This is a genomic window from Arthrobacter sp. Y3221157, assembly GCF_059089865.1.
Genome location: NZ_JBNHFD010000003.1, coordinates 47312 through 68314, shown reverse-complemented (window position 1 = coordinate 68314; position 21003 = coordinate 47312). Strand labels below are relative to the sequence as shown.

21 protein-coding genes are annotated in these 21003 nt (G+C 65.4%); 16 read left to right on the top strand and 5 right to left on the bottom strand.

The features are described 5' to 3' along the window. Positions 1-137 precede the first annotated feature (137 nt). The 5 genes from AC5RTT_RS02035 (at position 138) to AC5RTT_RS02015 (ending at position 4332) form a co-directional block, all read left to right on the top strand. Complete coding sequence (locus tag AC5RTT_RS02035; protein ID WP_494010670.1) at positions 138-701, top strand: hypothetical protein; 564 nt, start codon at positions 138-140, stop codon at positions 699-701. 10 nt (positions 702-711) lie between these two features. Next, positions 712-1545 carry an exodeoxyribonuclease III gene (locus AC5RTT_RS02030; protein WP_494143800.1) on the top strand — a complete coding sequence of 278 codons (834 nt, stop codon included), beginning with the start codon at positions 712-714 and terminating at the stop codon, positions 1543-1545. A 34-nt stretch (positions 1546-1579) separates the two neighbouring features. After that, on the top strand, positions 1580-2623 hold the full coding sequence (gene trpS / locus AC5RTT_RS02025; RefSeq protein WP_494143799.1) for a tryptophan--tRNA ligase: 1044 nt from the start codon (positions 1580-1582) through the stop codon (positions 2621-2623). Between the two features lie 4 nt (positions 2624-2627). After that, positions 2628-3224, top strand: a complete 597-nt coding sequence (locus tag AC5RTT_RS02020) for a 2'-5' RNA ligase family protein (protein ID WP_494123856.1) — start codon at positions 2628-2630, stop codon at positions 3222-3224. A gap of 85 nt (positions 3225-3309) precedes the next feature. Next, positions 3310-4332 carry a YihY/virulence factor BrkB family protein gene (locus tag AC5RTT_RS02015; protein WP_494143798.1) on the top strand — a complete coding sequence of 341 codons (1023 nt, stop codon included), beginning with the start codon at positions 3310-3312 and terminating at the stop codon, positions 4330-4332. Here AC5RTT_RS02015 and AC5RTT_RS02010 read toward each other — a convergent pair. The 5 genes from AC5RTT_RS02010 to sdhC all read right to left on the bottom strand — a co-directional run bounded on the left by AC5RTT_RS02010 (position 4289) and on the right by sdhC (position 8691). After that, positions 4289-5059, bottom strand: coding sequence for an alpha/beta hydrolase family protein (locus AC5RTT_RS02010; RefSeq protein ID WP_494143797.1), 771 nt, complete (start codon positions 5057-5059; stop codon positions 4289-4291). The two genes, AC5RTT_RS02015 and AC5RTT_RS02010, sit on opposite strands and share 44 nt — an antisense overlap. 94 nt (positions 5060-5153) lie before the next feature. Continuing rightward, positions 5154-5936 carry a succinate dehydrogenase iron-sulfur subunit gene (locus AC5RTT_RS02005; RefSeq protein ID WP_133351107.1) on the bottom strand — a complete coding sequence of 261 codons (783 nt, stop codon included), beginning with the start codon at positions 5934-5936 and terminating at the stop codon, positions 5154-5156. A gap of 1 nt (position 5937) precedes the next feature. Continuing rightward, the gene (gene sdhA / locus AC5RTT_RS02000) at positions 5938-7737 is read right to left on the bottom strand and encodes a succinate dehydrogenase flavoprotein subunit (protein ID WP_494143796.1); all 1800 of its coding nucleotides are present in this window, start codon (positions 7735-7737) and stop codon (positions 5938-5940) included. 108 nt (positions 7738-7845) lie between these two features. After that, complete coding sequence (locus tag AC5RTT_RS01995) at positions 7846-8307, bottom strand: succinate dehydrogenase hydrophobic membrane anchor subunit (protein ID WP_494010662.1); 462 nt, start codon at positions 8305-8307, stop codon at positions 7846-7848. A gap of 3 nt (positions 8308-8310) precedes the next feature. Beyond that, positions 8311-8691 carry a succinate dehydrogenase, cytochrome b556 subunit gene (gene sdhC / locus AC5RTT_RS01990; protein ID WP_015936418.1) on the bottom strand — a complete coding sequence of 127 codons (381 nt, stop codon included), beginning with the start codon at positions 8689-8691 and terminating at the stop codon, positions 8311-8313. A 266-nt stretch (positions 8692-8957) separates the two neighbouring features. On the opposite strand from sdhC, the gene AC5RTT_RS01985 reads away from it, so the two are divergent. The 11 genes from AC5RTT_RS01985 to AC5RTT_RS01935 all read left to right on the top strand — a co-directional run bounded on the left by AC5RTT_RS01985 (position 8958) and on the right by AC5RTT_RS01935 (position 21003). Next, positions 8958-10091, top strand: a complete 1134-nt coding sequence (locus AC5RTT_RS01985; protein ID WP_494143795.1) for a mannose-1-phosphate guanylyltransferase — start codon at positions 8958-8960, stop codon at positions 10089-10091. Positions 10092-10190: 99 nt separating this feature from the next. Further along, positions 10191-11390 carry an amidohydrolase gene (locus AC5RTT_RS01980; protein ID WP_494010660.1) on the top strand — a complete coding sequence of 400 codons (1200 nt, stop codon included), beginning with the start codon at positions 10191-10193 and terminating at the stop codon, positions 11388-11390. Positions 11391-11516: 126 nt separating this feature from the next. After that, entirely contained in the window at positions 11517-11951 is a 435-nt protein-coding gene (locus AC5RTT_RS01975; RefSeq protein ID WP_494123852.1) for a MarR family winged helix-turn-helix transcriptional regulator, read from the top strand. Positions 11952-12004: 53 nt separating this feature from the next. Then, positions 12005-12436: an organic hydroperoxide resistance protein gene (locus AC5RTT_RS01970; RefSeq protein ID WP_494143794.1), complete on the top strand. Its 432-nt coding sequence runs from the start codon at positions 12005-12007 to the stop codon at positions 12434-12436. Continuing rightward, positions 12433-13452: an NADP-dependent oxidoreductase gene (locus AC5RTT_RS01965; RefSeq protein WP_494143793.1), complete on the top strand. Its 1020-nt coding sequence runs from the start codon at positions 12433-12435 to the stop codon at positions 13450-13452. Before AC5RTT_RS01970 ends, AC5RTT_RS01965 begins: the two co-directional genes overlap by 4 nt. 255 nt (positions 13453-13707) lie before the next feature. Next, positions 13708-14814: a BMP family lipoprotein gene (locus AC5RTT_RS01960; RefSeq protein ID WP_494143792.1), complete on the top strand. Its 1107-nt coding sequence runs from the start codon at positions 13708-13710 to the stop codon at positions 14812-14814. A 176-nt stretch (positions 14815-14990) separates the two neighbouring features. Beyond that, positions 14991-16577: an ABC transporter ATP-binding protein gene (locus AC5RTT_RS01955; protein WP_494143791.1), complete on the top strand. Its 1587-nt coding sequence runs from the start codon at positions 14991-14993 to the stop codon at positions 16575-16577. Further along, positions 16570-17961 carry an ABC transporter permease gene (locus AC5RTT_RS01950; protein WP_494143790.1) on the top strand — a complete coding sequence of 464 codons (1392 nt, stop codon included), beginning with the start codon at positions 16570-16572 and terminating at the stop codon, positions 17959-17961. The genes AC5RTT_RS01955 and AC5RTT_RS01950 overlap by 8 nt, the downstream gene beginning before the upstream one ends. Continuing rightward, positions 17958-19277 (top strand): ABC transporter permease, encoded by a 1320-nt coding sequence (locus tag AC5RTT_RS01945; RefSeq protein ID WP_494143789.1) that lies wholly within the window; start codon positions 17958-17960, stop codon positions 19275-19277. The genes AC5RTT_RS01950 and AC5RTT_RS01945 overlap by 4 nt, the downstream gene beginning before the upstream one ends. After that, positions 19274-19690, top strand: a complete 417-nt coding sequence (locus AC5RTT_RS01940; RefSeq protein WP_494143788.1) for a cytidine deaminase — start codon at positions 19274-19276, stop codon at positions 19688-19690. The genes AC5RTT_RS01945 and AC5RTT_RS01940 overlap by 4 nt, the downstream gene beginning before the upstream one ends. Continuing rightward, positions 19687-21003 (top strand): thymidine phosphorylase, encoded by a 1317-nt coding sequence (locus AC5RTT_RS01935; protein WP_494143787.1) that lies wholly within the window; start codon positions 19687-19689, stop codon positions 21001-21003. Before AC5RTT_RS01940 ends, AC5RTT_RS01935 begins: the two co-directional genes overlap by 4 nt.

The window sequence follows — 21003 nt, the reverse complement described above, 5'->3', positions numbered from 1 at the left end:
GCCCAACCACGTCGCGCCAACTGTCGTTTTGGTGCCCCATAACGACAGTTGGCGCTACTGGGTTGGGGGAGGGAGGCGCTGTTCGCCGGAGGTGGAAGCGGACGGGAGCACACCCCGGGGTTTGAGAGAATAGGTTCATGCAATCTCTGGGCAGCTCCAAGTCATCCGCCAAACCCGCCAGGGGCGGTTTCTCCTTGTTCCGCATCAGCGGTCCCGGGCTGATGGTCCTGGTGACGGCGTTCGTTGTGGCCGTCATCTTCGCGGCCAACCAGAACGACGTCGTGGGCTGGGTTGTTGCCGTGATCGCCCTCTTCTGGCTCCTGCTGGCATGCTTCGTGGTGTTCAGCATCCAGAAGGCCGCCAAGAAGGCCGGAGCCAAGCTGACTGAAGCCCAGAATGCCTTCACCACGGCAGCCGGCCGTGGCCCGTCGTCGTCCGCGGTCAACCATGGCGGGACGCGCGTCGTGTCCGAACGCAGCGAGGCGGACGAGGTCCGCGACCTTAAGCTGGACCACTCGTTCAAGATCGTGCAGGTGCAGGTCCGCGTGGTGGAGGACGAGCGTGCCAAGGGAGCCGCGGCCAACCAGGACACCATTAACCGTGCCCTGGAAACCATCGAGATCACAGCCACCAATGCCCGCGACATGATCAAGTCGTCGGGCGGCAGCGGAGAACCGGTCACCGGCACCATCATCGACTAGAGTGGAGCGGGTGAGCTCGGCATTGAAGAAGGACCACCTTCGCATCGCATCGGTCAACGTCAATGGCCTTCGGGCCGCCTACAAGAACGGCATGGCGGCCTGGCTGGAACCGCGCGAGGTGGACATCCTTTGCCTCCAGGAGGTCCGGGCCCCGGACGCGGTCGTGCGCCAGCTGCTGGGTGATGGCTGGCACATCCTGCACGCTGAGGCGGAAGCCAAGGGCCGCGCAGGGGTGGCTATCGCCTCCCGGGAAGAGCCCCTGGCCACCCGGAACGGCATCGGTGACGACTACTTCGCTACGGCCGGGCGCTGGGTGGAAGCCGACTTCCGGCTGACCGACACTGCCGGTGAGCGCGTGCAACTGACTGTCGCCAGCGCCTACGTGCACTCCGGCGAGGCGGGCACGCCGAAGCAGGATGACAAGTACCGCTTCCTCGACGCCATGAGCACCCGCCTGCCGGAACTGACCAAGCACAGCGACCACGCCCTGGTGGTGGGGGACCTGAACGTGGCCCACACGCCGTTGGACATCCGGAACTGGAAGGGCAACCTGAAGAAGGCGGGCTTCCTCCCGGAGGAACGCGCCTACTTTGACCGGTTCTTCGGTGAAGAGATCGGCTGGCACGATGTCCACCGCACCATGTCCGGTGAGATGGACGGGCCCTACACCTGGTGGTCCTGGCGCGGCAAGGCCTTTGACAATGATGCAGGCTGGCGCATCGACTACCACATGGCGACACCCGCGCTGGCAGCCTCGGCGATCTCCGCCGTCGTGGACCGGGCTGCCTCCTACGACACCCGCTTCTCCGACCATGCACCCCTGGTAGTGGACTACCAGCTCTAAGCCCGCAGCTCCAAGCCCCGAAAGTTTCCTTCCCATGACTAGCCAGACCTCCCCGGCCGCCAAGAAGCGCATCCTCTCCGGTGCCAAGCCCACTGCGGACTCACTGCACCTCGGCAACTACATCGGTGCCGTCCGCAACTGGGTGGACATGCAGGCGGAGTACGACGCCGTCTTTTTCATTCCTGACCTCCACGCCATCACCGTCGACTTCGACCCCACGGACCTGGCCAGGCGAACCCGGATTGTGGCCGCACAGTACATCGCCGCCGGCATCGATCCGGACAAGAGCATCTTCTTCGTCCAGTCCCACGTGCCCGAGCATGCGCAGCTGGCATGGGCGTTGAACTGCATCACGGGCTTTGGTGAGGCCTCCCGGATGACGCAGTTCAAGGACAAGACCCAGAAGTCCGGTGCGGACGCCGCCACGCTTGGGCTTTTCGCGTACCCCACCCTGATGGCAGCGGACATCCTGCTCTACCAGACGGACCTGGTTCCGGTAGGGGAGGACCAGCGCCAGCACCTGGAACTGACCCGCAACCTGGCCCAGCGCTTCAACACACGGTTCGGGACAACGTTCACCGTTCCGGAGGCGACGATCGTCAAGGAAACCGCGAAGATTTACGACCTCCAAAACCCGAGTGCCAAGATGTCCAAGACCGGCGAGTCGCCCAACGGGGCCATCCAGCTGCTTGAGGACCCCAGGATCGCGGCCAAGCGCATTAAATCCGCAGTGACGGACGCGGGCACCGAGATCAGGTTCGACCGCGAGGAGAAGCCCGGGGTTTCCAACCTGCTGACCATCTACTCCTCGCTGACCGGCAAGTCCATCGCGGAGCTGGAGGCGGAGTACCAGGGCAAGATGTACGGCCACCTGAAGGTTGACCTCGCCGAAGTGGTGGTCGAGTTCGTCACCCCGCTGCGGGACCGCACCAACGAGCTGATGTCTGACCCGGCAGAGCTGGACCGGCTGCTGGCCCTCGGTGCTGAACGAGCCCGCGAGATTGCCTCGGCCACCCTTGGCCAGGTGTATGAGCGCATGGGCTTCCTGCCCTCCCTGAGCCTCGCGGGAGTCCGCTAGGGCCATGGCATCCAGCGTAGGCGTCATCCTGGGGTTCCCTCCTGACATTGCGGAGGAGCTGCAGCGCTGGCGGGCGTCCTTCGGCGACCCGCTGGCGGATGTTGTGCCTGCCCACATCACCCTGGTGACCACCACGCCCACGCATGACTGGGACGCCACGTGTGAGCACGTGCGCGAGGTGGCGCGCCGGCAGAGCCCGTTCATGGTGACGATCGCCGGCACAGGGACTTTCCGACCCGTTTCACCGGTGGTCTTCATCAACGTGGAGGAAGGGTTTGAGGACTGTGTTGAGCTGCACGGGAAACTCCAGCAGGGCCCGCTCCAGCGGGAACTTCCCTTTGCCTACCATCCGCACGTCACCATCGCCCACGACGTCGCCCCGGAAAGCCTTGATGAGGCGGAAACGGCGCTGAAGAACTACAGGGCCACCTTCCCCGTGGTTAGCATGGGTCTTTACGAGCACGATGCAGACGGCATTTGGCAGCTACGGGAAGAGCTGGACTTTGGGAGCGAAACTGACAACCACGCCGGCACCAGATTCGCGGAAGCCGCCGCGGAAGCCGCAGCCAAAGCAGGCGGAGCAGCAGCCTCTTCCCACTGAACGTGCCCAGCTGAAGCTTGCCGTCATCCAGAAACGGATTGACTGGGGAAGGGCACGCAGGTCCGGCGGAGGCCCCCTGGCCGCAATGATGGCCATGTTCCAGTGGATCCTGGCCCGGCTCAACGTATTCCGGCCGATGCGCGCGCTCCGGCACTACACCCTTCAGCGCGGACCGCTGATGAGCGCCGGCATCGGCTTCAACATGTTTTTCTCCATCACCGGCCTCCTCACAACCGGCTTCTCCATCGCCGGCCTGGTCCTGCGGGGACAGCCGGCCCTCCTGGACACGGTGATCAGCAGTGTGGCATCGAGTGCGCCCGGGCTCCTGAAGCTCAACGGCGGCCCCGGGCTGGTGGATCCGCAGGACCTGCTGAATCCGGACGGGCTGGGTTGGACAGCTGTGATCGGCTCGTTGGTCACTGTGGTCACCTCGCTGCGCTGGATTTCCGGTATCCGGGAGGGGCTGCGCGGCGTCCTGCAGCTGGCGCCGCTGACGGTCAACCCCATCCTGCTGAAGCTGCGGGATGCCGGAACGCTGCTGCTGCTGGGTGTTGCGCTGGTGATCAGCGCGGGAGCTTCCCTGGTGTTCGGAGCCGCTGCGGGGTGGGTCTCGGACTTCCTACGGCTCGATGACGCGCTGGCGGGGCCGTTGGCCACCTCCGTAAAGATTGCTGTTCCCCTGGTCCTGGGCTGGGCAACGGCGCTCATTATGTACAAGTTCGCTGCGAGCCTCAAACTGTCCCGCAGGGCACTGCTGGAAGGCACCGTCCTGGCGGCGCTGGGCACGGGCGTGCTCCAGATCTTCAGCACCGAACTGCTGGCAGGCGCCAGCCGCAACCCCATCCTTGCGCCGTTCGCCATCATCATCGGCCTCCTGATCTGGTTCAACCTGGTGAGCCAGGTGTACCTGATCTCTGCAGGTTGGGCTGCCATCCGGGAAGCAGACCTTCGGCACGGCCCCTCAGGTCACGACAAGGGCATGTGGGGCGCACGCCAGGTGCAGCCGGGAAAAGTACCGGTCCAGCCCGGGAAGGCCCCGCTCTACTCCGAGGACGGCAAAGCCGCTACTGCCCGGCGTCGAGGTACTGGTCGGCCCACGCAGCGATAATCCGTGCGGCCCGTGCCGCCTGTCCCTTGCCCGTCAACAGATGGTCGCTGCCCTCCAGGGACACAAAATTGCGCGGGTGGCGGGCCGTCTGGAAGATGGTGCTGGCATTCTCGATTCCCACGGTGTTGTCCGTGGGGGAGTGGAGCACCATCAGTGGCTTGTGCAGCTGCCGGATGCAGTCTGTAAGGTCAGCCCTCTCCAGGTCCTCCACGAAGTGCTTGCGGATCTCCACCCGCTTGCCGCCAAGGTCCACCTCGGCGCTGCCCTCACTCAGGATCTTGTCCAGCGCAGCGTCAAAGACATGCGCAACATGCTTGGGCGAGAAGGGGGCGCCGACTGTTGCGACGGCGTCGAGCTCCGGAATCTCCCTGGCGGCGGCCAGCACCGCGGCGCCGCCGAAAGAATGCCCCACCAGCAGGGAAATCGCCTTTCCTTCATTCCGCATGAACTCGGCAGCCTTGACCGTGTCCGCCACCTTATGGCTGAACGAACCCGCGGCCCACTCCCCGCTGGAACCGCCAAGGCCCAGGTTGTCGAAGCGCAGCATGCCTACGCCGCTGTCCGCCAGGGCTTTGCACATCCGGGAAGCCGACGGTGCATCCTTGCCCAGGGTGAAGCCGTGCGAGAAGACGCCCCAGCCCTTCACCGGGCCTTCCGGCACATCGATAATGCCGGAGAGGATTTCCCCCGTGGAGCCGGCGAACGAGACTTTTTCCGAGCGGGACACCGCGTCCCCTTTCTATCGTTGATACGACGACGGCGCCGCTCACCGTACGTTTTCCGTACAAGGTGGGCGACGCCGTCGTCCGCTTGATCCCTGGTCAGATCTTGCGGGAAAGAATTGCCTGCTTGACCTCGGCGATAGCCTGCGTCACCTGGATGCCGCGGGGGCATGCCTCGGAGCAGTTGAATGTGGTGCGGCAGCGCCACACGCCTTCCTTGTCGTTCAGGATTTCCAGGCGCATGTCACCGGCATCATCGCGGGAATCGAAAATGAAGCGGTGTGCGTTCACGATGGCCGCCGGGCCGAAGTACTGGCCGTCGGTCCAGAACACCGGGCAGGAGGACGTGCACGCGGCGCACAGGATGCACTTGGTGGTGTCATCGAAACGCTCTCGGTCCTCGGCGGACTGCAGGCGTTCCCGGGTGGGCTCGTGGCCCTTGTTGATGAGGAACGGCATGACCTCGCGGTAGGACTGGAAGAACGGCTCCATGTCCACGATGAGGTCCTTCTCCACCGGCAGGCCCTTGATGGGTTCCACCGTGATGGGCTTGGACGTGTCCAGGTCCTTCAGCAGGGTTTTGCAGGCCAGGCGGTTGCGGCCGTTAATGCGCATGGCGTCGGATCCGCACACGCCGTGGGCGCAGGAGCGGCGGAAGGACAGGCTGCCGTCCATCTCCCACTTGACCTTGTGCAGGGCGTCCAGGACGCGGTCCGTGCCGTACATGGTGAGGTGGAAATCGTCCCAGGTCGCCTCTTCGGAGACCTCCGGGTTGTACCGGCGGACGCGCATGTGCACATCGAACGTGGGGATTTCGCCGCCACCGCCGACGCCGGCAGGCAGTTCAATCTTTGAGGCTGGCTCAGCGATTTCAGCGGTCATCTTAGTACTTCCTCACCATCGGCTCGTAGCGGGTAAAGACAACCGGCTTGGTGGCCAGGCGGATGCCGGCAATAGCTTCTGCCGATCCGTCAGCCGGCGCGTGGTCGTCCTTGTACGCCATGGAGTGCTTCATGAATTTCTCGTCGTTGCGTTCCGGGAAGTCTTCGCGGAAGTGTCCGCCGCGGGATTCCTCACGGTGCAGGGCGGCCACGGTCATGACCTTGGCCAGTTCCAGCAGGAAGCCCAGCTCCACGGCTTCGAGCAGGTCCAGGTTGAAGCGCTTGCCCTTGTCCTGGACGTTGATGCGCTTGTACCGCTCCTCGAACGATGCGATGTCGCGCAGAACCTGGTTCAGCGTCTCGGCGGTACGGAACACCTGCATGTTCGCGTCCATGGTGTCCTGCAGTTCCTTGCGGATCTGCGCCACCTTCTCATCGCCGGTGCCGTTGCGGGCAATGTCCAGCAGTTCGGTGGTGTACGCCGTCGGGTTCTCCGGCAGTTCCACAAAACTGGCGGTCTTGGCGTACTCGGCAGCAGCGATGCCCGCACGCTTGCCGAACACGTTGATGTCCAGCAGCGAGTTGGTACCCAGGCGGTTGGAACCGTGCACGGACACACAGGCCACCTCACCGGCGGCGAACAGGCCGGGGACAACGGTGTCGTTGTCCTGGAGGACCTCAGTTTCGATGTTCGTCGGAATGCCGCCCATGGCGTAGTGCGCCGTGGGGAACACCGGAACAGGCTCGGTGTAGGGCTCGACGCCAAGGTAGGTGCGGGCGAACTCGGTGATGTCCGGAAGCTTGGCGTCGATGTGGGCCGGCTCCAGGTGGGTCAGGTCCAGCAGCACGTAGTCCTTGTTCGGGCCGCAGCCGCGGCCTTCACGGACTTCGTTGGCCATGGACCGGGCCACGATGTCACGGGGTGCCAGGTCCTTGATGGTGGGGGCGTAGCGCTCCATGAAGCGCTCACCCTCCGAGTTACGCAGGATGGCACCTTCACCGCGGGCAGCCTCGGAGAGGAGGATGCCCAGGCCGGCCAGGCCGGTCGGGTGGAACTGGAAGAACTCCATGTCCTCCAGCGGAATGCCCCGGCGGAAGGCGATGCCCATGCCGTCACCGGTGAGGGTGTGGGCGTTCGAGGTGGTCTTGAAGACCTTGCCGGCGCCGCCGGAAGCGAACACCACGGACTTGGCCTGGAAGACGTGCAGTTCACCGGAGGCGAGGTCGTAGGAGACCACGCCCGCCACGCGCTTCTGCTTGTAGGGGGTGCCGTCCTCGCGGACCGCGTCCTCTTCAACCGTCAGGAGGTCCAGCACGTAGTACTCGTTGTAGAACTCGACGTTGTGCTTGACGCAGTTTTGGTACAGCGTCTGAAGGATCATGTGGCCCGTGCGGTCCGCCGCGTAGCAGGCGCGGCGGACGGGCGCCTTGCCGTGGTCGCGGGTATGGCCGCCGAAGCGGCGCTGGTCGATGCGGCCTTCGGGCGTGCGGTTGAACGGCAGGCCCATCTTTTCCAGGTCCAGCACGGCGTCGATGGCTTCCTTGGCCATGACCTCCGCGGCATCCTGGTCAACCAGGTAGTCGCCACCCTTGACGGTGTCGAACGTGTGCCATTCCCAGTTGTCTTCCTCGACATTGGCAAGGGCTGCACACATGCCACCCTGGGCCGCACCGGTGTGCGAGCGGGTGGGGTAGAGCTTGGTCAGTACTGCTGTGCGCGCACGCTGACCTGATTCGATCGCGGCGCGCATGCCAGCGCCACCGGCACCGACGATGACGACGTCGTACTTATGGACCTGCATACCAGATGCTCTTTCTCTCAAAATTCGCTATGGAACAACGGGGCGGCGTTGCCTGCTCCGCAAAACAGGGCCCGCGGAAAAGCCCGCGGGCCCGGGATGATGCCGGTGCTAGGCAGGGCAGAATCCGCCCGGCAGGGGAACGCCATCCACGACGGGGCACGGATCGAAGGTGAAGATCACCAGGGTGCCCAGGACGATGATGACCACGGTGGCGGAGTACAGGACAGTCTTCAGCCAGCGGCGGGTGGTGTCCTTCTCTGCGTAGTCATTGATGATGGTGCGCACGCCGTTGGTGCCGTGCAGCATGGCCAGCCACAGCATGGCCAGGTCCCAGAACTGCCAGAAGGGATCCGCCCACTTGCCGGCCACGAAGCCGAAGTCGATGGCGTGGATGCCTTCGCCCACCATGAGGTTCACGAAGAGGTGTCCGAAGATGAGGACCACCAGCACCACGCCGGAGAGGCGCATGAACAGCCAGGCGATCATTTCGAAGTTGCCGCGGGTGCCGCCGTTGCGCCGGTACTGGGGGGCTATCCGCCCGCTGCGGGGGCTCTCGATGGTTGCAGACATGGCTTAGTGGCCTCCGAGGGCGAGGGACAGATGGCGGATGGAGAAGGCAACCATGGTCACGACCCACAGGCCCAGGACTGCCCACAGCATCTGCCGCTGGTACTTGGCACCCTTCTTCCAGAAGTCGACTGCGATGATCCGCAGGCCGTTGAAAGCGTGGAACACGATGGCGGCGACAAGCCCGGTTTCGCCAAGGGCCATCAAGGGGTTCTTGTATGCACCGATCACGGCGGTGTAAGCCTCGGGAGACACACGCACCAAGGAGGTGTCCAAAACGTGGACCAACAAGAAGAAAAAGATCACTACACCGGTAATACGGTGTCCTACCCAGGACCACATGCCTTCACGGCCGCGGTACAAGGTGCCAGCTGGTTTTGTCGGCACTGATAAACCTCCCTGCAACACAGCGGCGCTGGCATGAGATCCACGCGGGGGGAACGCCTGCTGCGAGAGCACTCGTAGCTCAGGCCTAAATCTAGGCTCAGCTAACAGCTTATTCAATTTAGGAACGCCTTGGTGCCCTGTAGTGGCGCGGATTTCTGAAAATTATGAGACAAATGCCACACCGCCCGCCCGGTTCATGGCCACACTGTGTCAGCGCTCGGTTCACGCCGGAGGCTCCAGCGGCTCGTCAGCTAAAGTAGGCGGTGATGAGTACAGACAAAGTGACAAGCCCGGCATCACCCCTTGACCGCTTCATCGCGGTGATCCCGGCCGGCGGAGTGGGGACCCGCCTCTGGCCTCTGTCACGAGCCGCAGCTCCCAAGTTCCTCCACGACCTCACGGGTTCGGGCAGTACGCTGCTGCGCGCCACCTACGACCGGCTGCACCCGCTGGCCGGTAGTCGGATGCTGGTTGTCACTGGCAAGGCGCACCGCGATGCAGTGTGCCGCCAGCTTCCCGAGGTCACGGATTCGGATCTGGTGCTCGAGTCCGAGCCCAAGGACTCGGCGGCAGCCATCGGGCTTGCCGCGGCCATCCTGCACGAGCGCGATCCCGGAACCATCATGGGTTCCTTCGCCGCCGACCAGGTGATCAGCCCGGACGATCTCTTCCAGGCGGCCGTCCGCGAGGCCATCCACACCGCCGCCGCCGGCAAGATCGTAACCATCGGCATCAAGCCCACGCACCCATCCACCGGTTTTGGGTACATCCGTTCCGGCCAGGACCTCCACATCGACGGCGCACCCAGCGCGCAGGACGTGGTGGAGTTCGTGGAAAAGCCGGACGAGGTGGTGGCGCAGCAGTACGTGGACAGTGGCAACTACGTGTGGAACGCTGGCATGTTCGTTGCGCCGGTTGCGCTGCTGCTCAAGCACCTCGAAGCCAACCAGCCGGAACTGTTCCAGGGCCTGCAGGAGATTGCGCGTGCCTGGGACACCCCTAACCGGGACCAGGTCACGTCGCGCATCTGGCCCACCCTGCCGAAAATCGCCATCGACTATGCCGTGGCGGAGCCCGCCGCGGAAGCCGGGGACGTCGCCGTCGTGCCCGGAACCTTCCGCTGGGACGACGTCGGTGACTTCGCCTCCGTGGGCAGGCTCAACTCCGCCAAGGAAGTGGATGACGTGACTGTCCTCGGCGAAGGCGCGCGCGTGTTCACCGAGAACTCCAGCGGCGTGGTGGTTACCGACACCAAGCGTGTGATCGCCCTGATCGGCATCCAGGACGTGGTCATCGTGGACACCCCCGATGCCCTGCTGGTCACCACCATGGCCAACTCGCAGCGGGTCAAGGCAGCCGTTGACGCCCTCAAGGCCAGCGGCGACACGGACGTCCTTTAACCCAAAGTTTGCCTGCAGTTCTTGCCGTCACGGTTGCCCGGGATGTAACGCGGTAACCGTGATGGCCTGTATTGCGTCCATCCTCGCTAGAGTGATGAAGTGCGCAATTACACTACTGAAGCCGAGCCCACCGCCCTGGTGTCGCCCTGGCTCGAACCGCTCCTGCCGGAACTGATTGAATTCCGCCGGGACCTGCACGCGCACCCCGAACTCTCCTTCAAGGAGTACCGGACCACGGACAAACTGGCCGAGCGCCTCGAGGAGGCCGGCCTGAAACCCCGCCGCCTCGAGGGCACCGGGCTCACGGTGGACGTCGGCGACGGTCCCATTGCCACCGCCCTGCGCGGCGACATCGACGCCCTGCCCATCATCGAGGAAACGGGCCTGCCGTTCGCGTCCAAGAACCACGGCGTCACCCACGCGTGCGGCCACGACGTACACACCGCCACCATGCTTGGCATTGCCCTGGTACTGCACCGCATGCACCAGGAGACCCCCCTGGGCGGGACCGTCCGGATCATTTTCCAGCCTGCCGAGGAGACCATGCCGGGCGGTGCCCACGCCTGCATTGAGCAGGGCGTCCTGGAGGGCGTGCCCCGCATCATGGCGCTGCACTGCGACCCGCGCATCGAAGTGGGCAAGATCGGAACGCGCATCGGGGCCATCACCTCGGCATCGGACACCATCCGGATCGAGCTTTCCGGCCGGGGCGGGCACACCTCCCGGCCGCACCTGACGGAAGAGCTGGTGTTCGCCCTGGCCCAGATCGCGGTCAACGTTCCCGCCGTCCTGTCCCGCAGGGTGGATGTCCGCAGCGGAGTGTCCGTCGTCTGGGGCCAGATTTCCGCCGGATCCGCGCCGAATGCGATTCCCGGCACCGGCTACATGGCGGGAACCATGCGCTGCCTGGACCGCGAGGCCTGGCACGAGGCCGGCGAGCTGCTGGACGAGGTGGTCCACCAGGTGGCGGCGCCCTACGGTGTGGACGTCCGGCTTGAACACACCCGGGGTGTGCCCCCGGTGGTGAACTCCGAACACGAAACGGCGATCATTGAGGCAGCCGCGCGCGCGGAAATCGGCGAGAGCGCCGTGGTGCTGACGCCCCAGTCCATGGGCGGGGAGGACTTTGCCTGGTTCCTTGCCGAGCTCCCCGGCGCCATGATGCGCCTGGGCACCAAGACCCCCGGCGGCGAGGAATATGACCTGCACCGCGGCGACTACATCGTGGACGAGCAGGCCCTGGGCCTGGGCATCCGGGTCCTCACCGCGGCCGCCCTGCGCACCATCCGCGACTTCTAAACGCTTTTCGGGAAAGCCCGACGCCGGCACGTGCTGAAGTGCCGGCGTCGGGCTTTTTCATTCCTTACCTGCGCCTCGGAGCTGGGTAAGTTGTACACAACTTAGTTGCGCGCTACTGTTGTTGCCATGAGTGAAGCTCCCCGCCTGGACCGCCAGGTCTGTTTTGCGCTCTACTCCGCTTCCCGCGCAGCAACCGCCGTATATCGTCCCGTCCTGGAAGACCTGGGCCTGACCTACCCGCAGTACCTGGCCATGCTGGTTCTCTGGGAGAACGAGCCGCGGGGCGTGAAGGAACTGGGCGATGAGCTCGGCCTTGACTCCGGCACTTTGTCGCCGCTGCTCAAGCGGCTTGAGGCCCTTGGCCTTGTTGAGCGGCGCCGGTCCGGCGAGGATGAGCGCCGGGTGGCCATCCACCTCACGCCCGCGGGGAGGCGCCTGAGCGGAAAGGCCTCCGCCATTCCCCAGCGGCTCGCCGACGCCGCAGGGCTCACGGCCATAGAGCTCGAGCAACTGCGCGAAACCCTGGGCAAGCTCACCGCCGCCCTCCACGCTGCGCTTTGACCGCCTTCCCGGAACCACCCCATGAGTATTGATCCCGACAGAACGGATATATCATGAAGCCCCTTTACACTGCAGTTGCCCTTGCCTCCGGCGACGGCCGCGACGGCACCGCCCGTACCCGTGACGGCAGGCTGGACGTTTCCCTCGCCAGCCCGGTTGAACTCGGCGGCACCGGCGACGGGACCAACCCGGAGCAGCTCTTTGCCGCCGGGTATGCCGCGTGCTTCCACTCTGCCCTCCGCCTGGTGGCACGCCAGGAACGCGCCGACCTGACGGATTCCGCAGTGGCTGCCAAGGTGCACCTTGGCCGACTTGACGGCGGGGAGGGCTTCGGCCTGGCCGCCGAACTGGAGGTTGCGCTGCCTGCCCTGGACCGGGATACAGCCGAGGCCCTGGTTGCCAGGGCACATGAGATTTGCCCCTACTCCAATGCCACCCGCGGCAATATCAGCGTGGACATCAAAGTCCTGGAGTACGCGGCGTGAGCGCGGCCACCCTTCCTGCCGCCACCCGGGAAATTCGCCTCGCCTCCCGCCCGGTGGGCCGTCCCGCAGCAGCAAACTTCCGGCTCGCAGAATCGCCGCTGCCCGCGCTGGGCGACGGGCAGGTCATGGTGCGGAACCTCTTCATCTCTGTTGATCCCTACATGCGCGGCCGCATGAACGACGTCAAGTCCTACTCGCCGCCCTTTGCCCTCGACGAAGCACTCGACGGCGGTGCGGTGGGCGAGGTGATCGCGTCCCGTTCCACGGCGCTCCAGGAGGGCGACGTCGTCGTACATTCGCTCGGCTGGCGGGAATACGCCGTCCTTGACGGGGAAGCCGCGAAGCCTGCCCGCACCGACCTGGCGCCGGCGTCGGCCTTCCTGGGCGCCCTCGGCATGACCGGCCTGACCGCCTACGCGGGACTGCTCAAGGTCGCCGAGTTCAAACCGGGCGACGCCGTGTTTGTCTCCGGTGCGGCAGGAGCCGTCGGCTCGCTGGTGGGCCAGATCGCCAAGGCCATGGGTGCCTCCCGGGTCATCGGTTCTGCGGGTTCCCCAGCCAAGGTAGCCAGGCTCCTGGAGCTTGGCTTCGATGCCGCCTTCGACTACCACGACGGTCCGGTGCGGGACCTGCTTGAAGAGGCGGCCGGCAGCGGGGGCATCGACGTCTACTTCGACAATGTGGGCGGAGAGCACCTTGAAGCTGCCCTGTCCGTGCTGAACGTTGGGGGACGGGTGGCCATGTGCGGCGCCATAGCCCAGTACAACTCCACGCAGCCCACGCCGGCCCCGCATAACCTGGCGCTGGCCATCGGGAAGCAGCTCACCCTCCGCGGCTTCCTGGTGGGCGGCCAGCGGCAGCACTCCGCAGAGTTCGCCGAGAAAATGTCAGGGTGGCTGGCCGACGGCACCGTCCGGTACGACGAGACCATCGTGGACGGGCTGGAAAACGCTCCGCAGGCATTCATGGACCTGCTGGATGGTGCCAACACGGGCAAGATGCTGGTCAGGCTCTAGCGCCTCCGCGTGCCCTGCCCAGTAGGGGTGCCGTGCGAACACGCCACCCCTACTGATTGGTAACAACTTGTAAACAATCTCAAGGAAGTTGCCCTGCCGTGCTATTGGACGTGGCGCAGGCCACTAAAGTGGGTGCCATCAGTGCGCTCCGGCGCAGTGCTGCGAGCCCTCAGTGAAAACAGAATTTCAGTGCAGAAACGGACACTCATTGAATTCGAGCCGTAGCGCCACTCTCTTCATCCTGGAGGAATCTTGATGTCATCACTGCGTGCACACCTCAAGCGCGGTTCCGTTGCCGGCCTGGCCACGGTGGGCGCCACAGCGCTCGTGCTGGCCGGTTGCGGTGCGCCTCCCGAAGCCGGCGGCGGCTCCACTGCCGGCGCCAGCGACTACACGGGCTGCATCGTCTCGGACTCGGGCGGGTTCGACGACCAGTCCTTCAACCAGTCCTCCTACGAGGGGCTGAAGAAGGCCGAGGCGGACCTGGGAATCAAGGTCAACCAGGTGGAGTCCAAGACCAACAACGACTTCGAGCCGAACCTGCGGGCCATGGTGACAGCAGGCTGTGACCTCACGCTGACCATCGGCTTCCTGCTTGGCGACGCGACCAAGAAGCAGGCCGAGGCCAACCCGGACAGCCACTTCGCCATCGTCGACTACAGCTACGACCCGCCGATCAGCAACGTCAAGCCGATCATCTACGACACCGCGCAGGCCGCGTTCCTGGCCGGCTACCTTGCCGCCGGCACCACCAAGACCGGAACCGTGGCCACGTTCGGCGGCATCAAGCTTCCCACCGTGACCATCTTCATGGACGGCTACGCGGACGGCGTGAAGTACTACAACGAGCAGAAGGGCAAGGACGTAAAGCTCCTTGGCTGGAACAAGGAAGCCCAGGACGGCAGCTTCACCGGCGACTTCGAAAAGCAGGACGTTGGCAAGCAGCTCACCCAGAACTTCCTGGACCAGGGCGCGGACATCGTGATGCCCGTTGCCGGGCCGGTGGGCAAGGGTGCCGGTTCCGCCCTCAAGGAAGCCAAGGCTGCCGGCAAGGACGTCAAGCTCATCTGGGTCGACTCAGACGGCTACCTCACGGCCCCTGACTACAAGGACATCATGCTGTCCTCGGTCATGAAGACCATGGGTGAGGCTGTGGAAGCCGTGGTGAAGGATGACAAGGAAGGCAAGTTCAGCAACGAGCCCTACGTCGGTACCCTCGCCAACGAAGGCGTCCAGCTGGCACCCTTCCACGATCTTGACTCCCAGGTTCCTGCGGACCTGAAGTCCGAGCTGGAGCAGATCGAGAAGGACATCATCGACGGAAAGCTGAAGGTGGAATCCGCGGCCAGCCCGAAGGCCTGATTCCTGCCTGAGCGCCACCGCCCGGCCCGTTACCGACAGGCCGGGCGGTGGCGCTTTTTGCTGGCCGCATTTCGGGCCCGCCGCCCGCTCATCCTCCGGCTGCACCCACTAGGCTGGTGCTGCAGCCTCATATCCCGTCCGGTGGACCACCGGACGCTTCGAGATTGGTCAGAGTTTTGAAACTTGAACTCAGAGGGATCACCAAACGATTTGGCACGCTGCTGGCCAACGACCACATAGACGTGGTGGTTGAACCGGGACAAATCCACTGCCTGCTCGGCGAGAACGGGGCAGGAAAATCAACCCTGATGAATGTGCTGTACGGGCTGTATGAGCCCACTGACGGGGAAATCCTCGTTGACGGCAAACCCGTAACCTTCCGCGGACCGGGCGACGCCATGGCCGCCGGCATCGGCATGGTGCACCAGCACTTCATGCTGGTCCCTGTTTTCACGGTGGCCGAAAACGTGGCCCTGGGCGCTGAGCCCACCAAGGCCGCGGGCTTCCTGAACCTGGACGAAACCCGCCGCCGGATCAAGGAGATCTCGGACCAGTACGGGTTCGACGTCAACCCCGACGCCCTGGTGGAGGACCTTCCGGTGGGCGTCCAGCAGCGCGTGGAGATCATCAAGGCCCTGGTCAGGAACGCCAAGGTCCTGATCCTTGATGAGCCCACAGCCGTCCTGACGCCGCAGGAGACCGACGAACTCCTGGACATCATGCGCCAGCTGAAGTCCGGCGGTACCTCGATCGTCTTCATCTCGCACAAACTGCGGGAGGTCAAAGAGGTGTCCGACACCATCACGGTGATCCGGCGCGGCAAGGTGGTGGGTTCGGCCGATCCCTCCGCCGCCACCTCGGAGCTGGCCTCCATGATGGTGGGCCGTGCTGTCAGCCTCAACCTGGACAAGGCGCCGGCAAAGCCCCAGGAAAAGTCGTTCGTGGTGCGCGACCTCACGGTGATCGCACCGAACGGCCAGCATGTGGTGGACGGACTCAGCTTCGACATCGCCCGGGGCGAGATCCTCGCCATCGCCGGGGTGCAGGGCAACGGCCAGACCGAGCTGACGGAAGCCATCCTTGGCCTGCAGGAGCGGGTCTCCGGTTCGGTCACCCTCGACGGCAAGGAACTCCTGGGCCGCCCCGTCAAGGAAGTCCTCAAGGCCGGCGTCGGTTTCGTGCCCGAAGACCGCAAGGTGGACGGCCTGGTGGGGACCTTCTCCGTGGCGGAAAACCTCGTCCTGGACCTGTATGACAAACCGCCGTTCGCCAAAGGCATCAGCATGAGCCCGGCAAGGATCCTCGAAAACGCCAAGGCACGGATCGGCGAGTTCGACGTCCGCACCCCCTCCGCGGCCGCGGCCGCCGGGACACTGTCCGGAGGCAACCAGCAGAAGGTGGTGATGGCGCGGGAGCTCTCGCGGCCCCTGCGGCTGTTCATCGCCTCCCAGCCCACCCGGGGCGTGGATGTGGGCTCCATCGAATTCCTGCACCGCCGGATCGTTGCCGAGCGCGACCAGGGCACGCCCGTCATGATCATCTCCACCGAACTGGATGAGGTGATGGAGCTGGCGGACCGGATCGCCGTTCTCTACAAGGGCAAGCTGGTGGGCATCGTTCCGGCCGGCACCAGCCGTGAAACCCTGGGCCTCATGATGGCCGGGATCCCGCCGGAGGAGCACGCGCATACTCCACAGGCCGGACCCGCCGCGGCCACAACCACCGCTTCCACTCCAGACGCCGAGGGAGACGACCATGTCTGACAACCATCCCCCCAAGCACGCGGCCGGGGAAGGGCATGGCACCACGCCTTCCGGCAAGCCCCACCACAAGGCCAGCCAGGCGGAGGAGGAAACCGCCGCCGTCGTCGCGGTTGACACCGCCGGCGGTGCCATGGAGCCCTCCGCCGTACCTGCCACCGCCCAAAGCGGACAGCTTCCGGGCGGCCCGGACACGGTGCTCCGCAGGATCTTCACCGGCAGCGGCATGGTCTCGCTTCTGGCGGTGCTGCTGGCCCTCATCATCGGCGGCCTCCTGATCGCCAGCACCGATGCGCGGGTGGCCAGCACCTCCACCTACTTCCTTGCCCGGCCCACGGACTTCCTCGCCGCGGTCTGGGACGCAGCCACGCGATCCTACGTCGCCCTGTTCCAGGGCTCGGTGTTCAACCCCCGCGGAAACAGCGTGGCCGCCCAGTTCGCGCCCTTCATGGAGACGCTCACCATCGCCACGCCGCTTATCACGGCCGGCCTGGGTGTGGCACTGGCGTTCCGGGCAGGCCTCTTCAACATCGGCGCCCAGGGGCAGATCATCGTGGCGGGCATCCTTGCCGCGTGGGTGGGCTTCGCGCTGCACCTGCCGTTCGGCTTGCACCTCCTCCTGGTCCTGGTGGCAGGGATCGTCGGCGGCGCCCTGTGGGGCGGGCTGGTGGGCGTGCTCAAGGCACGAACCGGTGCCCACGAGGTCATCCTCACCATCATGTTCAACTACATCGCACTGTATTTCCTGCGGTACCTGCTGAACACGCCGGCGTTCCAGCGCCCGGGGGAGTCCAACCCCATTTCCCCCATCCTGGACCCCACCGCCGTCTATCCGCAGATCTTCGGCACGCAATACCGGCTCCACCTTGGCTTCATCCTGGCCATCGGCGCCACCTTCCTGGTGTGGTGGCTGCTGAACCGCTCTACCGTCGGCTTTGAATTCCGGGCTGTGGGCGCCAACCCCAAGGCGGCCCAGACCGCCGGCATCAACGTTTCCCGGTCCACCATCCTCGTGATGGCCATGGCCGGTGCACTGGCCGGAATGTCCGGCGTCGCGCAGGTGGCCGGAACCGAGAAGGTGCTTACCGACGGCGTTGCCGCCACCTACGGTTTCGATGCCATCACCGTCGCGCTGCTGGGACGTTCGACGCCGTGGGGCACCTTTGCAGCCGGCCTGCTGTTCGGCGCCTTCCGCGCCGGGGCCGTCCAGATGCAGATCCAGACCGGCACCCCCATCGACATCGTCCTGGTGGTCCAGTCCCTGATTGTCCTGTTCATCGCGGCGCCGCCGCTGGTCCGCGCGGTCTTCGGACTGAACCCGCGGCGGAAGAAGCCTGCCCGTCCGGCGAAGTCCCGGCAGGCAGCAACTACCGGAGGTGCAGCATGAGCACAACAGTTTCGTCCCCGCGCCCGGGAACACCCCAGCCAGCCGGAACCGACGCCGGTGCCGCCGCCCTTTTCGCCAAGCCGGTGGGCTGGAAGACGCCCGTCCTGCTGGCAGCCTTCGGGCTGATCGCACTGGTCTTCTTCGGCCTCCTGGCCCCCAACCAGACGGCAAGCTTCGGCATCTCCACCGGCGAGGACTTCTTCCAGCTGCCTGCCCTGGCGGTGAACGCATTCGCCGGCGGCATCGTGCTGTCAGTGCTGATGCTGGGGCTGGCCGCCTACGCGGTCTACCTCAAGACCAAGGACCGGCCCGCGCCGGGCTGGCTGCCGGTGACCTTCATCGTCCTGTTCGTCGCAGCATTCCTTATCTGGGTTGTGGGCGGCGCCCGCACCCCCAGCATCTCGCTGGCCGGGCTGATCGCCGGCTCGGTCACGCTGGCCGTTCCACTCGTGTTCGGCTCGCTCTCAGGCGTCCTCTGCGAACGGGTGGGCGTGGTCAACATCGCCATCGAAGGCCAGCTGCTCGGCGGCGCGTTCACTGCTGCCATTGTGGCCAGCATGACGCAGAACCCGTTCATGGGGCTCCTGGCTGCCGCGATCGCCGGTGCACTGGTGTCCATGGTGCTGGCACTGTTCAGCATCAAGTACCTGGTGAACCAGATCATCGTCGGCGTCGTCCTGAACGTGCTCGTCTCCGGCGTCACCGGATTCCTGTTCAGCACTGTCATGCAGGAGGACAGCGAACGCTTCAACTCCCCGCCCGGGCTGGAGGCCATTGAGATTCCGGTCCTCTCCAGCATTCCGGTGATCGGCCCCATCCTGTTCCGGCAGACCCTGGTGGGTTACCTGATGTACATCGCAGTTGCGGTGGTCTGGGTGGGCCTGTTCAAGACCCGGTGGGGCCTGCGGGTCCGGGCTGTAGGTGAACACCCGCAGGCCGCGGACACCCTGGGCATCAACGTGAACGCCACACGCTTCTGGAACGTCACCCTGGGCGGTGCTGTCGCCGGGATCGGTGGTTCCTTCTTCACCCTGGTGGCCATTGACAGCTTCACCAAGGAGATCTCCGGCGGCCGCGGCTTCATCGCCCTCGCCGCCCTCATCTTCGGCCGGTGGAACCCGATCGGCGCGTTCTTCGCGGCGCTCCTGTTCGGGTTCGCGGACAACCTGCAGAGCATCGTCACCATCATCGGCACCCCGGTTCCCAGCCAGTTCATGGCCATGCTGCCGTACCTGGTGACCGTCCTCGCCGTCGCCGGCCTGGTGGGCAAGTCCAGGGGACCGGCAGCCAGCGGCATACCCTACGTCAAGGGATGACCGGCGTGGACCAGGAAACAGCAGTGGATTGGCAGGCGCTGGAAGCTGCCGCCGTCGCCGCCATGCGCAACGCCTATGTGCCCTACTCCAAGTTTCCGGTGGGGGCCGCTGCCCTCACCGGTGACGGGAGGATCGTCAGCGGCTGCAACGTGGAGAACGCCAGCTACGGGCTGACGCTCTGCGCCGAGTGCGCCCTGGTGGGCAACCTGCAGATGACCGGCGGCGGGCTGCTGCGCGCGTTCTACTGCGTGGACGGCAGCGGCAACATCCTGATGCCCTGTGGCCGCTGCCGGCAGCTGCTCTACGAATTCCGCGCCCCGGACATGGAACTCATGACCACCCGGGGCATCAAGACCATGGACCAGGTGCTGCCCGATGCCTTCGGTCCCGAACACCTGGAGGAAACCCGGTGACTGACAGCAAAGCTGAAGCCTTCGACGCCGTTGACATCATCCGCATCAAGCGGGACAAGGGCACCCTGAGTCCCGAACAGATCGACTGGACCATCGATGCCTACACCCGGGGCGCCATCGCCGACGAGCAGATGGCAGCGCTGAACATGGCCATCCTGCTGAACGGAATGAACCGGACGGAGATTGCCCGCTGGACCGCAGCCATGATCGCCTCCGGCGAAACCATGGACTTCTCCAGCCTCCGGCGGCCCGATGGCGGCTTGAAATACACCTCGGACAAGCACTCCACCGGCGGCGTGGGGGACAAGATCACACTGCCCCTGGCCCCGCTGGTTGCGGTGTTCGGGGTGGCGGTGCCGCAACTGTCCGGCCGCGGCCTCGGCCACACCGGCGGGACGCTGGACAAGCTGGAGTCCATCCCGGGCTGGCGTGCGTCCCTCAGCAACGAGGAGATGATGGCACAGCTGCAGGACGTCGGGGCAGTCATCTGCGCCGCCGGTGCCGGCCTGGCCCCGGCGGACAAGAAGCTGTACGCCCTGCGCGACGTCACCGGAACCGTGGAAGCCATCCCCCTGATCGCCTCGTCCATCATGAGCAAGAAGATCGCCGAGGGCACCGGCTCCCTGGTCCTGGACGTGAAGGTGGGCAGCGGCGCGTTCATGAAGGACGAAGCCTCTGCCCGTGAGCTGGCCGAAACCATGGTGGCGCTGGGCAAGGACGCAGGGGTCAACACGGTCGCCCTGCTCACCAACATGGACACCCCGCTGGGCCTCACGGCAGGAAATGCCATCGAGGTGGAGGAGTCCGTGGAGGTCCTTGCAGGGGGCGGCCCGGACGACGTTGTGGAGCTGACGGTCCGGCTCGCGGAGGAGATGCTCGCCGCCGCAGGGGTGCACGACGCCGATCCCGCGGCCGCCCTCAAGGACGGCCGGGCCATGGACGTGTGGAACCGGATGATCCAGGCGCAGGGCGGAGATCCCCGCGCCAAGCTGCCGGCGGCGCGGGAATCCGAGGCGGTGTACGCACCGGCTGACGGGGTCCTCGTGGAACTGGACGCCCTGGCCGTTGGCGTTGCCGCATGGCGCCTGGGAGCAGGACGCGCACGCAAGGAGGACGCGGTTCAGGCAGGCGCCGGCGTCAGGATGCACGCCAAGCCGGGCGCAGTGGTCCGGGCCGGGGAACCGCTGATGACCCTGCTCACCGACACCCCGGAGAAATTCGCGCGGGCCAAAGAGGTCCTGGAACAGGCTGTGGTTATCGCTCCGGAAGGATCAAGGCCGGCGCAGCGGCTGATCCTGGACCGCATAGCATAG